The following is a 15,724-nucleotide window of genomic DNA, read 5'->3' on the forward strand; positions in this document are numbered from 1 at the left end:
TTTTTAGGATTTATGTAGCTTTTTAACAGAGTCTTGTTGTCAATCTTACGATTCTATATTTTTATCAAAATAATTACTAGGGCATTTGCCCTAACTTATTTATATTTGGGAATAAATCTTCTGGCTTTGAAAACTAAACAGAAAATTATACTTCGGGCAATAGCGGCTTATAACGCTCAAGGAGTTACCAATGTAACAAGTAGGGACCTGGCCGATTCCCTTGGCATGAGCCATGGTAATTTAGAATATCATTATAAGAACAAGGAAGCTTTGCTAATGGCAATATATAAGCAAATGAGGAAGGATATTTCTGAGGTTTATGAGGAAAAGGTCGATATTGGTGATCCGTTTATGCACTTCAATGATTTATTGCAGAATTTGGAATCCTTTCATGATAAATACTCGTTTTTTAATCTCGATGTTCTGGAAATCTCTAGAAACTTTAAGAAGGTAGACAGTTTGTTGAAGAAGACATTTCAAATCCGAAGAGAGCAGATGTCCCTTTTTTTCAGAAGATTTTTGGAATATGGATATTTTAAATCGGAATTAAAGGAAGGGATTTATATGCGATTGCAGCATACGATAAGAATTATTATAACTTTCTGGAAGTCACAAAATGAGGTTTTACCATATTCTGCTTTTACAGCAAATAGTACCTTGACAACTTATATTTGGGACCTGTTATTGCCACATATGACTTCCAAGGGTTTAACAGCCTATAGGAAACTTAATCTCGATTCAAACCAAAAATAATGAAGTCAATTTCTACTATCGATTTACTGGTTGTAATAATTTACATTTTGGCTATAGTCGCCGTAGGTTTATGGTACGGTAGGAAAAAGAAAGGCACCAGTGATGGATATTTTTTAGCTGGGAAATCCTTGACATGGTCTGTTATTGGAGCTTCACTTTTTGCTTCCAATATTTCCACTGTCCATTTAGTGGGCTTGGCAGAGTCAGGTTTTATAGATGGTATTGTATGGGGGAATTTTGAGTGGTTTTCAGCTTTTGAACTTATTATTTTGGCCTTTGTTTTCATACCATTTTATCTACGTACCAAAATAACCACCTTGCCAGAGTTCCTGGAAAAACGCTACGATTCCCGATCCAGGGTAATATTGGCGATTTTTAGTATCATGGCCGCCCTGTTTATGCATATTGGCGTGAGTTTTTATGCAGGTGCCGTAGTTTTCGAAAGTATTTTTGGATTAAATATCTGGACCTCAATTATTGTAATAGCGTTGGCTACTGGCGTCTATACCATTATTGGGGGGTTAACCTCCGTGGTCGTGACTGAAGCGGTACAAACAGTGGTGTTGATACTTGGGTCCCTGACCATAACCCTTTTGGCAATTTGGCAATTGCCTGAAGTTGGGGTTGATTCGTATAGCGCACTAAAGGAGGCGGTAGATCCCGATCGCCTAAAGGCAGTTAATTTCGATTCGGCAAAAAAGGGATTTACTTTTTTGGATATGCTTTTCGGACATTTGGTATTGGGTATTTGGTATTGGTGTACAGACCAAACTATTGTTCAAAGGGTTTTGGGAGCTAAGTCAGAGAAGCAGGCTAAACTTGGTGCCCTTTTCGCAGGTTTTCTTAAGATTTTGCCAGTGTTTATAATGGTGGTTCCCGGTATTTTGGCGGTAGCACTTTTTCAGGATCAAATTGGGAGCGATACCAAAAGTGTACTTCCGGTCATGATCGTAAACCTAATGCCCATTGGCTTAAAAGGACTTATGGTGGCGGCTTTGTTAGCTGCCGTAATGAGCAGTGTGGCGGCGGCCTTGAACAGTTGCTCCACCTTAATAGTTTATGATGTTTTTGATAGATTAAAGACCGATCTATCCGATAGTTCAAAAATTAGAATTGGCAGAATTACGGGTGTTATAGTTTTGTTGTTAGCAGTTGCATGGTCACCTTTTTTGGGTGATTTGGGGGGGATTTTCGAGTTGATCAATCAAATGTTCTCCATATTTGCACCCTCAATAGTAACGGTTTTTGTTTGGGGAATTCTAACAAAAAAAGGAACTGCCAGTGCCTCGTTTTACACCTTGTTGGGGGGGAGTTTATTCGCGGCCACGGTCTTTTATATAGAAAAGTACATGGTTGTAAAGGGTCTGGAAAACTATATTTCCAATCCACAGGGTTTGGGCATTAACTGGCTCCGACAAACCTATTTGTTTTTTATAATATCCACGGTCATATACTTCCTTATATCCTACTTTGATAAAAGTACACAATGTATTCCTGAGGAATTTTATATTAAGGTAAGCAAGTCATCAAAATTAATTAATTATTTAAGTCTTTTGCTGGTGTTGGTCATGTTGTTATTATATTCAATATTCTATTAAGGCGTAAAAACAAAGCATGAAATTTTTTTCGTTTGTTATTTTACTTTCAGTATTGGTTTTACTAAGTGGTCTTGTTAATGCACAGACGGATGCGCAGCTTGGATTACATTCAGAGGGTGGCCCATGGAGGTTTTATCCTTCCAACGAAAAAAACGAAAGTCTAAAAAATGTTTTGCTCATAGGTGATTCGGTCATGAATGGTTTTCACCAAATTGTTATCGATAGTCTGAATGAAAATGCTAATGTAGATTACTGGCTCACTCCAAAACATTTAAATAGCGAGTATCTTTTTACTGACCTTAAGTTAGTTCTTTCTACCAACCAATACGATGTAATCCAATTTAATATTGGACTGCATGGCTGGCCAAAAGGACGCATAAAAGATGATGAGTATGTTCCACTGCTTGAAAAATATGTACAAACCCTTATAGAAAACGCGAAGGGAGCAAAGTTGATTTGGGCAAGTACTACCCCTGTTACCGAACAGGACAATGCGGAGCTGAATATGGAAATTAATCCAACCATAACTCAACGCAATAAATGGGCAGCCGATATAATGAAGAAATATAATATCACCATAAATGATTTGTATGGTTTGGTTTCAAATAAGTTGTATTTGGCAAAGCTTGACCGATTTCATTGGCTTGAAGGCGGTTATGAGTTGATGGCAAATCAGAGTATTGGGCTTATCAAAAGAGGATTAAAAGAATCATCAGAATTGCCAACACTGTCCGATTACAATGTTGCTTGGCTTAGTCCTTCTGCAAATTCCATGGGATCAATGCCACTTGGAAACGGGGATATTGGAATAAACCTATGGGTGGAGGAAAACGGGGATTTACTGTTCTATCTTTCAAAAACCGATGCCTGGAGTGAAAATGCCAGATTGCTGAAATTGGGGAAAGTAAGACTGTCCTTGTCGCCAAATCCATTTAAAACTGGGTTGCCGTTTTTGCAGGAATTGATACTTAAGGATGGTGTAGTGCATATAGAAGCGGGATCGAAAGGTGAATTGGTATCCATTGATGTTTGGATTGATGCCAATCATCCTGTGGTGGAGTTGGATGTTAAAAGTGAAATTCCAATTTCTGCAACAGTATCAACAGAGCCATGGCGCACAGAACGCAGGCAAATTACCGAAATAAACGAAATACACTCTGCCTATGGTATACATGGTGGCCCAGATGTTTTTGTGGAGAAGGATTCTGTACTGGAAAATAAGGATGACATTATCTGGATGCACAGGAACAACAGATCCATTTGGAAGGATAATTTGCAATTACAGGGGTTAGGGCAGTATTCGAAACAAAATAACGATCCTTTGCTTCATCGTACATTTGGTGGATTGATTCGTTCCAAGGAATTGACCAAATTGGAAAATGATAGGCTTAAGTCAGCTCTTGCAATAAAACAATTTTCTGTCTCGGTATATGCTTTAACAGATCAGTCCAAAACGCAAAACGACTGGACTCAACAAATCTGGCAAAGTGCAAAAAACATAGAACTGTTATCCCGCGCCGAAAGATTTACCGAACATAAAAGCTGGTGGCATTCTTTCTGGAACCGTAGTTTTATTCACTTGTCCACTGACGATATCAAGGAAAGGGAGAAAGTGTTTAATGTTTCCCGGGGCTATGCCTTGCAACGGTACATGAATGCCTGCTCAGGTCGGGGAAATTCCCCAATTAAATTCAACGGTTCAATATTTACCGTTGACACCAAAAGCATGGATAATAGATTTGGAGGTTTTGATGCCGATTACAGACAGTGGGGCGGCCCATATTGGTGGCAAAATACCCGTTTACCGTATTGGTCGATGTTGGAAGCTGGTGATTTTGACATGATGCTACCGCTTTTTAAAATGTATAGGGATGCACTCGAAGTTCGTAAAGAGGCAACCAAAATATATTATGGGCACAAAGGGGCATTCTTTCCCGAAACCATGTATTTTTGGGGAGCGTATACCGACTCCAATTACGGCAGGGACAGGTCAACATTGCCATTGGGTACAACTGAAAATAGGTTTATCAGGCATTACTGGCAAAGCGGTCTGGAAATTTCATTAATGGCGCTTGACTATTTTTCCTTTACCCAAGATGAAAAATTACTAAAAGAGACCATTCTTCCGGTGGTAACCGAGATTGTTGACTTTTACGACCAACATTGGGGACGCGATAAAAATGGAAAAATTCTCTTTGACCCAGCCATGGCGTTGGAAACCTACAATACTGCTGTAAACCCTTTGCCGGAAATTGTTGGAATAAATAAGGTGTGTACAGAATTATTAAGATTGCCGGAAAATTTGACAAGCAAATCCCAAAGAAAGCAATATAGGAGATTGATCAGTGAATTACCTGAAATTCCGACCCGTATAGTTGATGGGGAAAAATTATTGGCTCCGGCTTATGAGTACAGCGGTAAACAGAATATTGAAAATCCGGAGTTATACGCCATCTTTCCTTACAGGGCATTTGGTATAGGCAAGGAAAATATCGAATTGGCAAGGAAAACTTTTGATCAGCGGGCTATAAAACAAACAGGTGGATGGCAACAAAATGCTATTAAAGCAGCCTATCTAGGACTAACTGATGAAGCAGCGGAATTAACTTCCCAAAATTTTAATGCAAGTACAACCCATTATCGTTTTCCCACAATGTGGGGCCCAAATTATGATTGGACGCCAGACCAGTGCCATGGCACAGTTGCAATGACTGCCCTGCAAAGGATGTTGGCTCAATACGAGGGTGATAAAATTTACCTTTTCCCTGCATGGCCTAAAAATTGGAATGTAGATTTTAAAATTTTTGCCCCGAAAAATACAACCATCGAAGCCACATTAAAAAACGGGGAAATTACACGATTGGTAGTGACTCCCTCCATTAGGGAAAAAGATTTGATCAATACCTTAAAAAAGTACGAATGAAACTAAAATTGATGGCAACTGCCATTTGCACTTTATTTCTGATTCTAAATGTATTTCCCCAGGATGTTTATGTTAGTCCTAGCGGTAACGATACTAATATAGGTACGAAAACCAAACCCGTTGCCACATTGGAAGCGGCACGTAATTTAGTCCGACAGTACAAAGCCATAAATGATCTGCCAAAAGGAGGAATAACAGTGTGGATAGGGACTGGGCAATATGATCGGACCGAACCATTCATTCTTAATGGGAATGATTCTGGTAATCCCGATGCTCCCATTGTTTGGCGAACATTGCCGAATGAGGCTGTAAGTGTCACTGGCGGTAAAAGCATTCCAGTTGAAAAATTTGAGAAGGTTACCAATAGGGCAATTCTTGACAGACTGTCTAAAAATGCTATCCAAAATGTATTACAAGTCAATCTGAAGGCGCTAGGTATTAGTGATTTTGGGCAGATAAAACAGTACGGTCATGCCATGTCCGTAGTCCCTGCGCAAATAGAAGTATTCTTTAATAATGAGGCTATGGTTCTGGCACGATATCCAAACGAAGGATATATTAAAATAGGTAAAGTTCTAGATGCCGGATCGGTCCCCAGAAATGGAGACTATAGCAATAGAGGTGGCTTATTTGAATATACAGATCCAAGACATGCCATCTGGGCAGATCAGAACGATATTTGGTTTCAGGGTTCGTTCAATTATGGATTTGCAGACGACAACATTTTAGTTGAGTCAATCGATGCTCAAAAGAAACAGATTAAACTAGCTATGCCATCCTTATATGGAGTGGCCAGTGGGCGGGATTTTCAGCACTACGTGGCATATAATATACTTGATGAATTGGATAGCCCCGGAGAGTGGTATGTTGATAAAGAATCGGGCACACTATATTTCTGGCCTCCAAATGATATTAAAAAAAGCTCTGTAATGGTTTCCATTTTGGAGGACCCTATTATAAGTTTGGAAGGTGCAAGTTATGTTACCATTAGGGACCTAACGGTTGAAGTTGGAAGGGGAATAGGTATCTATATGGAAAGGGGAACAAACAACCTTATCGCCGGCTGCACTATCAGAAATGTTGGAACCAGTGGCATTTTTATGGGTCAGGGGGCACAACAAACTTTTCCATTTGTTACCCATGACGATTATGAGGGAGTGCCTGTTTCAGGGCAAATAGGGAATCTTCAAGGCCATATCTATAAATACACAGCATGGGATCGAAATGCTGGCTCCAATCATGGTATTTTGAGTTGTGATGTATACAATACTGGCAGCGGAGGGATATATTTGAGCGGGGGAAGTAAGCGGAAATTAATTCCTGGAAATAATTATGTGGAAAATTGCAAGGTCCACGATTACAATAGGCGAAATAAATTTCTCTGGTCGGGAATAAACATTGATGGTTGTGGGAATAGAATAGCCAACTGCGAAATATTCAATTCAGAATGGCAGGGGATATATGTCCATGGAAATGAACATCTCTTTGAGTATAACGACATTCATCATGTAACCTTGAATTCCGATGATACATCGCCTTGGTATATAGGCAGGGATCCCAGTGACAGGGGAAATATTGTTCGGTACAATTATTTTCACCACTGTGGCAACCCTAATAGAATGAATATGGGGATTTATTGTGATGATTCCAGCACAGACGTATTGGTATTTGGCAATGTTTTTTATAAGATGAACACAAAGCATGGCATATTATTCACGAACAGTGGCTGGGATTTAAGAATGGTGAACAATATAGTGATCAAACCTATTGCCTACACGGCCGAAATATCCGCACATTATTATACCTGGTATAGTGGAGGGGGGCCTTTAATGTTTGGGGAAGACGGACTTTTAAGAAGGCGTCTTTTGACAAATGTAAACATCACCGAGAGCCCATATTCTGAAAAATACCCTGAGTTACTTGATTATCTTAACCCTATTGTGGATGGCAAGGAATGGGAAGGAATGCGGGCAAGACGTAATGAATTGACTCGAAATCTAATTGTTGGAGGGCCCGAAAACCCACTACATTTAGTAGGGGGAGAGCACGCTCAATGCTATGATGAACACAATTACCGAACTGATGGAGATCCGGGATTTGTCGATTACAAAAACGAGAATTTCAATCTTAGGACAGACTCTGAAGTGTTTAATAAAATTCCTGGATTTGAGGCCCTTCCATTTGACAAAATGGGACTGTATATTGATCAATATCGAAAAAAATTATAGCAGCACATGGATAAAGACCAGAATAATAAGGAGCAAAAGGTGATATTCCCGTTCATCCGATCGGCAATTATCAAGTTTTTTATAGTTATCCTAGTCTGTGGATTTATTTCCTGTAAAAACAAAGCGGGAGAAAATTCAAGTAAAAAGCCAAATATTATTGTTATTCTAGCTGATGACCTAGGGTACGGTGATACAGAGGTATATAACGATCAGTCTAAAATCCCTACTCCTAATATAAATGCGCTTGCAGTCAATGGTATTCGATTCACGGATGCGCACACTCCAAGTAGCGTATGTACACCCACTCGATATGGTCTTCTTACAGGAAGATATGCTTGGCGGACTGAACTTAAAAAAAGTGTCCTATGGGCATGGGACAGACCTTTAATAGAAAATGATCGGGAGACAATGCCTAAAATGTTGAAGAAAAATGGATACCAAACGGCATGTATTGGAAAATGGCACCTGGGATGGCGATGGCCCTCCAAAAATGAGGGTTATGTAAATGACACCATGGCAATTGGGGATTATGGACTAAAGGGCAGAAATGATTTGTGGAAGGATATCGATTTTGCCCAACCCTTGGGAGGAGGACCCTTAGAAGCCGGGTTTGACTATTATTTTGGCGATGACGTACCTAATTTCCCTCCCTATACTTTTTTTGAAAATAATTCCCTGATGGCAATTCCAGATATAATAAAACCGGACACGGTTTATGGAGGTCCTGGACCAATGGCCAAAGGTTGGGATTTAACACAGGTTATGCCTCGTATCACAAAAAAATCGGTGGAATATATTGAAAGCCAAGGGGAAAACGATCAACCATTTTTTTTGTATTTTGCTCTAACCGCTCCACATACACCAATTGCCCCAACAGCTCAATTTATCGGTAAAAGTAAGGCGGGAAGGTATGGAGATTTTGTCTACGAAGTGGATTGGGCAGTGGGGCAGATTGTTGATGCCTTGAAACGCTCCGGTCAATTGGATAATACAATATTGGTTTTTACTTCTGACAACGGATCTCCGCAAAGGGATGGCACAAATATGGGTGGTACTGTTGGATCTGTAAAAAAATATGATCACGATCCAAGTCGACCCTTCAGGGGGTTAAAATCGGACATTTGGGAAGGCGGACATCGGGTTCCGTTTATAGTATCATGGCCAAAACAAATTGGCAAGGGAAAAGTGACCGACCAATTATTAGGGTTGACAGACCTTATGGCAACATTTGCCAGCATTGTAGGAAACTCGGAAAAGGATAAGCATTATGAGGATAGTATGGATTTTGGTAAAGTGCTTCTTGGGAATAGTTTGGAACCAGTGCGTAAGGATATTGTCCACCATTCTATAAACGGCATGTTCTCCATTAGAAAGGGGGCTTGGAAATTAATTTTGGGCCAAGGTTCGGGTGGCTGGAGTAAAACTCCCGAAAATGAAGATAGTAATGAGTCTCCCCTAGGACAACTTTACAATATTAAAGAGGACCAGGAAGAGAAAATAAATCTATATGAACAATATCCGGAAATTGTAATAGAACTTACATCAAGGCTAAATCTGTATAAGGAACAAGGATATAGTAACCATTGAGGATGGAGGATAAAATAAATTTACAGCAATTACCTATTTTACCTAATAAGCCCTTACCAATTATAATTATTGGTGCAGGGGGCATAGTCAAGGATGCCCATTTGCCCGCTTATGCCATTGCAGGATTTTTAGTACAGGGAATTTTTGATATAGATTTGGAAAAGGCCCAAAATTTAAAAAAGAACTTCGGTATTATTGGGGAGGTTTTTGAAACTTTGGAAAAGGCAATTGGGACGGGACAGAAATATAATGCCATATTTGATTTGGCAGTTCCTGCAGCCCATATTGCCAATATTTTGGAGCAGTTACCAGATGGAGCAGCGGTCCTCATTCAAAAGCCTATGGGAGAGAATCTTCAACAGGCTCAAGAAATAATCGACATTTGTAGACGAAAACATTTGGTTTCGGCAGTAAATTTTCAATTGCGGTACGCCCCTTATATGGTTGCAGCCAAGGAAATGATAGAAAAGGGATTGATAGGGGAGGTATATGATATGGAGGTTCTGGTAAATGTCTTTACACCATGGCATTTATGGAATTTTTTGTATGACCTGCCCCGAGTAGAAATTTTGTATCACAGTATTCATTATGTGGATTTGGTGCGCACATTTCTTGGAAATCCTAAAAAGGTGTACGCTAGTACGGTCAGGCATCCCAAAATGCCGGAATTGGCTTCTACCCGTACTTCCATGATATTGGATTATGACGAGTATACCCAAGCGAGGATTATGACCAATCACGGTCATGAATTTGGAAGGGAAAAGCAGCAATCTTATGTAAAATTTGAAGGGACCAAAGGTGCCATCAAAATAAAAATAGGCGTTTCCATAGATTACCCTAAAGGGGTGCCCCCCACATTTGAATACGTTATTTTAGGCCAGGAATCAACTAAATGGAAGGAATTGCCACTAAAGGGCGGATGGTTTCCACATGCTTTTATGGGTACAATGGCCAGTTTGCAAAATCACTATATAAATCAAAGCCAAGCTTTGTTAAATTCGACCGAAGATGCTTTTGTAACAATGCAGTTGGTAGAATTAATGTATACTTCCAGTAATGTGGGAGGAATGAATTTTAATTTAATAGAATAGTTAAAAATGAGAAAATTACTTTTTTGCCTATCCATTTTATGTTTTTTTATGGGTGAAGCCCAGAACAATAAGGTTAAAAAAAAGAGTGGAAACAAAAAGCAAAATGTGTTGTTCATTATTGCGGATGATTTAACAGCTACGGCAATTTCATCTTATGAAAATCAGGATTCCAGCACCCCTAATATTGATCAATTGGCAGCCGAGGGCACGAGATATACAAGGGCCTACTCCCAATACCCAGTCTGTGGTCCTTCTAGGGCTTCTTTAATGTTTGGCTACTATCCCAATGCAACCAACACTTATGGATATGTCAGCGGTAGGGAAAATGTTGGACCATCACGTAAATCACTTTCACAATTGTTTAAGGATAATGGGTATTATACAGCGAGGGTAAGCAAAATTTATCATATGGGGGTGCCCATAGATATTGAAACAGGATCCAACGGACAGGATGATGAGGCATCCTGGACAGAACGCTTTAACAGTCAGGGACCGGAATGGACCGCCGAGGGAGAGGCCGAATTGGTGCAAAATAATCCTTATGGCCTTAAACCTAGAAAAGGCGGTAACGTTATGACCATAGTAAAGGCAGACGGAGATGATTTGGTGCATTCCGATGGGAAAACGGCTGAAAAAGCAATCGAACTTATTAAACAACATAAAAATAATCCATTCTTTCTTGCGGTGGGACTTGTAAGGCCCCATGTTCCTTTTGTTGCTCCAAGAAAGTATTTTGAACCTTATCCACATGACCAAATGGTATTGCCGCCAAAAGTTGAAAACGATTGGGACGACATTCCCGCCCGTGGAATTAACTACGTTACCAGTGTAAATGGTGAAATGTCCGAAGAACAGGAAAAAAAGGCGGTAGCCGGGTATTATGCTTCAGTCGCCTATATGGACGCACAGGTAGGAAGGATATTAAAGACACTAAAAGAAGAAGGATTGGATGAAAGCACCATTGTTGTTTTTACCTCCGATCATGGTTTTCATTTGGGGGAACACCGCTTCTGGATGAAGGTAAGCCTTCATGAGGAATCGGTCCGGGTACCTTTGGTGATAAAGGTTCCGGGCAAGTCACCAGCCGTTTGTAATTCCTTTTCGGAACTTTTGGATTTGTATCCCACCCTAGCGGAATTGGCCGGGATAAAAGCTTCCAGCCAATTACAGGGTAAAAGCCTTGTAAAAACTTTGGATAATCCTAAAACCAAAGTAAGGGAGTATGCATTTTCAGTGAGTCAAGGGGGTAAGACCTTTTTGTTGCGTAACCACAAATGGGCATTTATACAGTACGATGAAGATGCTGGATCGGGAATGGAACTTTTTGATATGGAATACGATAGCAAACAATACAATAACTTGGCACACAATCCCAAGTATGAGGAAATAGTGATTGAAATGCAAGAAACATTGCGGGAGAAATTAAAGGAGATTAGAACTAATGATTTGGGAATCCAATATGGATCAAAATAGGGCATTTATCAATCAATTCAGGATAAAGTAAAGAACAAAGTGCTACAACTCTACAAAATATAGGCCTTATTAAAATGAATGTGATCCTTACATATTGCAAATTGGTGTTTGTTGTGCTTTGTATGACCAATGCCTTTTTTTGTAATGCTCAAAGCTTAAAGGTCATTCCTGGGAAAATTGATGCTAAAAAGGTGGATGCGCTGGTTTGTCCCAACGAAATCATGGGGGCCTCCATATTTCAAATTCCAAATTATTTTGTTTGGGGAGCTAGTGTAATTAAAGGTGACGACGGCAAGTACCATATGCTGTTTTCTCTTTGGGAAAGCGGTACGGAAGGTGGTAGTTTTGTCAAGGATTGGGTACTACAATCTAAAATAGGTTATGCTGTTTCCGATTATCCGGATAAGGATTTTAAGTTTCAAAAAATTGTTCTAAAAGGCACTCGCTACCAAGGGGACAATTTGTCCTGGGATGCCCAAATGGTACACAATCCCCACATCAAAAAATTTAATGGGAAGTACTATCTGTACTATATAGGGGCAAGAGACCCAGGGGAACAGGCCAAGGGGTCCACAGGTGAAAATTTGGACCAACGTGCAAGGGTACAACAATCCCTATGTATTGGAGTCTTGGAATTCAACAACTTTAAAGAATTGCTTTCAGGGAATTTTAGTCGTCCAAAACAACCTCTGTTAAGACCACGAACCAGGGTAAAACCAGATAATATTGTTGATGGGTCACCCACAGGTACGGTGGCAAAACCAGATAATATTATAGCAGTAAACCCCTCAGTAGATTACAACCCTCTTACCCAAAAGTATATGCTGTATTTTAAGGGTAATATTTATGAACCTCAATGGAAGGGTGTTCATGGTGTGGCTATTGGCGATGACCCAAAGGGTCCTTTTATGCCTTTGGACCGTTTCGTTTTTGATGTTAGAATGCCCGATGGTACTTTGGCAAGTACCGAAGACCCCTACGTTTGGTACTCCAAGAAGCTTCAACAATTTATGGCGATAGTAAAGGATTTTTCCGGAAGACTAACCGGGTATAAAAAGACATTGGCACTTTTAACTTCGGCAGATGGTATAAATTGGGATTTAAACCAAAATCCGCTTTTCATGGAACGGAAATTACGTTTGTTGGACGGATCGGTCATAGAGGTCGATAGATTGGAACGCCCTCAATTGTTATTGACCAAGGATGGCATTCCCCAGTATTTGTATGCCGCATCCGCTTTGGGCAATGTAAATCCTAAAAATGATGGCAGTTCTTTTAATGTACAGATTCCATTGGAAGTTGTTATCGAATAATAATAAAATTAATAATCAAATCAGATACGAAATGAAAATTTATTTCAAAAATGTTGCTACAATCCTAGGCCTGATTTTTGTCCTTAATTTAAATGCGCAATCCTTGGGCGGGGGTGAGGCCTATCCGGACTTATTGACCAATAAGGAAGCGCTAAAATCTTTTCAGGACATGCGTTTCGGGATGTTTATTCATTGGGGACCTGTTAGTTTAAGGGGGACAGAAATAGGTTGGTCCAGGGGTAAACAAGTGCCCAAAGAAGAGTACGACGAGCTGTACAAGGAATTTGACCCCGTTTTGTTCAATGCGGCGGAATGGGTGAAAACAGCCAAGGAAGCAGGGATGAAATATATTGTGCTGACCTCAAAACATCATGATGGATTTTCCCTTTGGGATAGTCAATATACGGATTATGATATGGGTAGTACACCTTACGGAAAGGGCATTATAAAAGATTTGGTGGAGGAGTGCAAAAAACAAGGCATAGTGTTCGGGACCTACTATTCCATTGCAGACTGGTATCATCCAGATAATCCCGTGGTTTATCCTGCCGAGGATTATCAATTTCATGTAGAAAGGGATTTTAAGGACGCCCAAACCAAAGCTCGGATGGAACGCTATATCCTGTTTATGAAAAATCAGTTGAAAGAATTGATTGAAGATTATGACCCTGCCTTTATTTGGTTCGATGGAGAATGGGAATGGGTATGGTCCCACCAGATGGGAATGGACTTATATGCTTACCTAAGGGGATTGAAAGAGGATATATTAATCAACAATAGGGTAGATAAGGGTCGGGTTGGAATGGAAGGAACTATGAAGAGTGCCCAGTACGCCGGAGATTATGCCACCCCTGAACAACAAGTGGGCGCATTTAATATGGAGACACCTTGGGAAACCTGTATGACCATAGCTACACAATGGGCATGGAAAGCGAACGATAAGATTAAGACTAAAGAGGAATGTATCCAAACACTTTTACAAACTGTAGGTGGGGATGGGAACTTACTTTTTAATGTGGGACCCATGGCAGATGGTAGAATAGAGAAAAGACAGATGGATCGTTTGAAGGAAATCGGGGACTGGTTAAATAGAAATGGGGATGCCGTCTATGGCACCCGTGGTGGCCCATATTTACCTACTGATTACATGGTTAGTACCAGAAAGGACAGCAAAATATTCCTACACTTGTTCAACCCTAAAAGAACTAAAATAGAGTTGCCATTTCCGAAAGATGTGAAAATTAATAAGGCCTATTTTCTTCAAGACAATCAAGAGGTGGTGATAGTTAAAAATAAAACCACGATTACGATTAATCTGCCAGACAATTTACCCGATGAGGTGGCCTCGGTAATAGTCCTGGAATTAAATAAACCTGCATTGGCAATTTCACCGATAGAACGCATGAGCTATTAATCAAACAATTATAACCTTTTGAAATCTTACCAAATCATAATTATGGTTGTTTTCAGAATGATTTTAAAGTGTTTTGGCAAGTAACAGTAACTATAATGATTTATGATTAAAACAATTGTAATTAAAAAAGGCTATTCCAATGATATTCAGTACCATCTTAAGAATGGTGCAGGTTCGGATGCTATTCACACAACGCCTATTTATGCCTATGCCGTTTGTAAATTACAAACCGATAGTAATTTGGAAGGAGTGGGACTTGCTTTTACCTTGGGAACAGGTAATAAATTGGTCTGTGATGCCATCAACTATTTGGTAAAACACATAGAAGGAAAGGAAATTAATGAATTGATGGCCAATTTCGGCGCAACTTACAAAGCAATGGCGGACGACCCTAATTTTAGATGGTTGGGACCCCATAAGGGGGTGGTCCATTTGGCCTTGGCATCCGTGGTCAATGCCTGTTATGATCTTTGGGCTAAATCCAAAGGGATTCCCTTGTGGAAATTATTGATCGATCTTTCTCACGAGGAACTGGTTAATACTTTGGATTTCTCGTATTATGAGGATGTTTTAACAAAAGATGAGGCAATATCCCTACTGGTGGCGCAAGAGCAAGGCAAGGAAGACCGAAAGGTGATTGTGGATTTGGGATATCCTGGGTATGATACCTCAATAGGTTGGTTTAATTATTCGGATGAACAAGTGGAAACCAATATTAAAAAAGCTTTGGATAAGGGATTTACGGCTATGAAGCTAAAAGTGGGCTCTAAGGAATGGGAAAGGGATGTCCGAAGAGCTTCTTTGGTTCGGAAAATTGCCGGGGACAAGGCTACGATCATGTTCGATGCCAATCAACAATGGAATTTACCACAAGCCATATCCATTTGTAAAAAGCTAAAGGAATTAGATCCGTATTGGATAGAAGAACCAACCCACCCTGATGATGTACAGGCCCATGTAGATTTGGCCAAGGCGGTAGATGTGAAACTTGCCTTAGGTGAACATGTGCCCAATAAAATTACCTTTAAGAATTTTATACGATCGGGAAGTATGGCTTTCAATCAGGTAGATGCCGTAAGGGTGGGGGGAATATCTGAATTTATCCTGATCAGCCTTTTGTCCAGAAAATACAATATCCCGGTTGTCCCGCATGTAGGGGATATGGGGCAGATCCATCAGCATTTGGTACTATTTAACCATATTTCCTTAGGACACCCTGCTCTTTTGTTGGAACATATTCCACATTTACAGGAATATTTCAAGTTTCCCGTATCTATAGTGGACGGCAGATATAAAACACCACATCAGCCGGGAATTAGCGCTGATTTAAAAGTATACTGATTA

At 40.0% G+C, this 15,724-nt stretch carries 10 protein-coding genes; all 10 read left to right on the forward strand.

Annotated elements, in window-relative coordinates; genetic code table 11:
- The first annotated feature begins 126 nt into the window (after positions 1-126).
- The 10 genes from CWD91_RS16160 to CWD91_RS16205 all read left to right on the forward strand — a co-directional run bounded on the left by CWD91_RS16160 (position 127) and on the right by CWD91_RS16205 (position 15,721).
- Positions 127-753: a TetR/AcrR family transcriptional regulator gene (locus tag CWD91_RS16160; protein WP_205164652.1), complete on the forward strand. Its 627-nt coding sequence runs from the start codon at positions 127-129 to the stop codon at positions 751-753.
- Positions 753-2,351 (forward strand): sodium:solute symporter family transporter, encoded by a 1,599-nt coding sequence (locus CWD91_RS16165; protein WP_103442010.1) that lies wholly within the window; start codon positions 753-755, stop codon positions 2,349-2,351. The genes CWD91_RS16160 and CWD91_RS16165 overlap by 1 nt, the downstream gene beginning before the upstream one ends.
- 16 nt (positions 2,352-2,367) lie before the next feature.
- A complete protein-coding gene (locus tag CWD91_RS16170; RefSeq protein WP_103442011.1) occupies positions 2,368-5,274 on the forward strand; it encodes a DUF5703 domain-containing protein in 2,907 nt (968 codons plus the stop codon).
- Positions 5,271-7,502, forward strand: a complete 2,232-nt coding sequence (locus CWD91_RS16175) for a right-handed parallel beta-helix repeat-containing protein (RefSeq protein ID WP_103442012.1) — start codon at positions 5,271-5,273, stop codon at positions 7,500-7,502. Before CWD91_RS16170 ends, CWD91_RS16175 begins: the two co-directional genes overlap by 4 nt.
- A gap of 6 nt (positions 7,503-7,508) precedes the next feature.
- Positions 7,509-9,089 carry a sulfatase family protein gene (locus tag CWD91_RS16180; protein WP_103442013.1) on the forward strand — a complete coding sequence of 527 codons (1,581 nt, stop codon included), beginning with the start codon at positions 7,509-7,511 and terminating at the stop codon, positions 9,087-9,089.
- 2 nt (positions 9,090-9,091) lie between these two features.
- Entirely contained in the window at positions 9,092-10,180 is a 1,089-nt protein-coding gene (locus tag CWD91_RS16185) for a Gfo/Idh/MocA family protein (RefSeq protein ID WP_103442014.1), read from the forward strand.
- Positions 10,181-10,186: 6 nt separating this feature from the next.
- A complete protein-coding gene (locus CWD91_RS16190; protein WP_103442015.1) occupies positions 10,187-11,653 on the forward strand; it encodes a sulfatase in 1,467 nt (488 codons plus the stop codon).
- A 74-nt stretch (positions 11,654-11,727) separates the two neighbouring features.
- On the forward strand, positions 11,728-12,966 hold the full coding sequence (locus tag CWD91_RS16195) for a glycoside hydrolase family protein (protein ID WP_157943819.1): 1,239 nt from the start codon (positions 11,728-11,730) through the stop codon (positions 12,964-12,966).
- Between the two features lie 31 nt (positions 12,967-12,997).
- Complete coding sequence (locus CWD91_RS16200) at positions 12,998-14,380, forward strand: alpha-L-fucosidase (protein WP_157943820.1); 1,383 nt, start codon at positions 12,998-13,000, stop codon at positions 14,378-14,380.
- Positions 14,381-14,482: 102 nt separating this feature from the next.
- Positions 14,483-15,721: an enolase C-terminal domain-like protein gene (locus CWD91_RS16205; protein ID WP_103442018.1), complete on the forward strand. Its 1,239-nt coding sequence runs from the start codon at positions 14,483-14,485 to the stop codon at positions 15,719-15,721.
- Positions 15,722-15,724: the final 3 nt, after the last annotated feature.

The organism is Arenibacter hampyeongensis (genome assembly GCF_002909255.1).
In the GTDB taxonomy this organism is placed as follows: domain Bacteria; phylum Bacteroidota; class Bacteroidia; order Flavobacteriales; family Flavobacteriaceae; genus Arenibacter; species Arenibacter hampyeongensis.

Bases quoted from the DNA above. Each gene is read 5' to 3' on its own strand.
- CWD91_RS16165 (WP_103442010.1), top strand. From the start codon at position 753: ATGAAGTCAATTTCTACTATCGATTTACTGGTTGTAATAATTTACATT.
- CWD91_RS16170 (WP_103442011.1), top strand. From the start codon at position 2,368: ATGAAATTTTTTTCGTTTGTTATTTTACTTTCAGTATTGGTTTTACTA.
- CWD91_RS16175 (WP_103442012.1), top strand. From the start codon at position 5,271: ATGAAACTAAAATTGATGGCAACTGCCATTTGCACTTTATTTCTGATT.
- CWD91_RS16180 (WP_103442013.1), top strand. From the start codon at position 7,509: ATGGATAAAGACCAGAATAATAAGGAGCAAAAGGTGATATTCCCGTTC.
- CWD91_RS16185 (WP_103442014.1), top strand. From the start codon at position 9,092: ATGGAGGATAAAATAAATTTACAGCAATTACCTATTTTACCTAATAAG.
- CWD91_RS16190 (WP_103442015.1), top strand. From the start codon at position 10,187: ATGAGAAAATTACTTTTTTGCCTATCCATTTTATGTTTTTTTATGGGT.
- CWD91_RS16195 (WP_157943819.1), top strand. From the start codon at position 11,728: ATGAATGTGATCCTTACATATTGCAAATTGGTGTTTGTTGTGCTTTGT.
- CWD91_RS16200 (WP_157943820.1), top strand. From the start codon at position 12,998: ATGAAAATTTATTTCAAAAATGTTGCTACAATCCTAGGCCTGATTTTT.
- CWD91_RS16205 (WP_103442018.1), top strand. From the start codon at position 14,483: ATGATTAAAACAATTGTAATTAAAAAAGGCTATTCCAATGATATTCAG.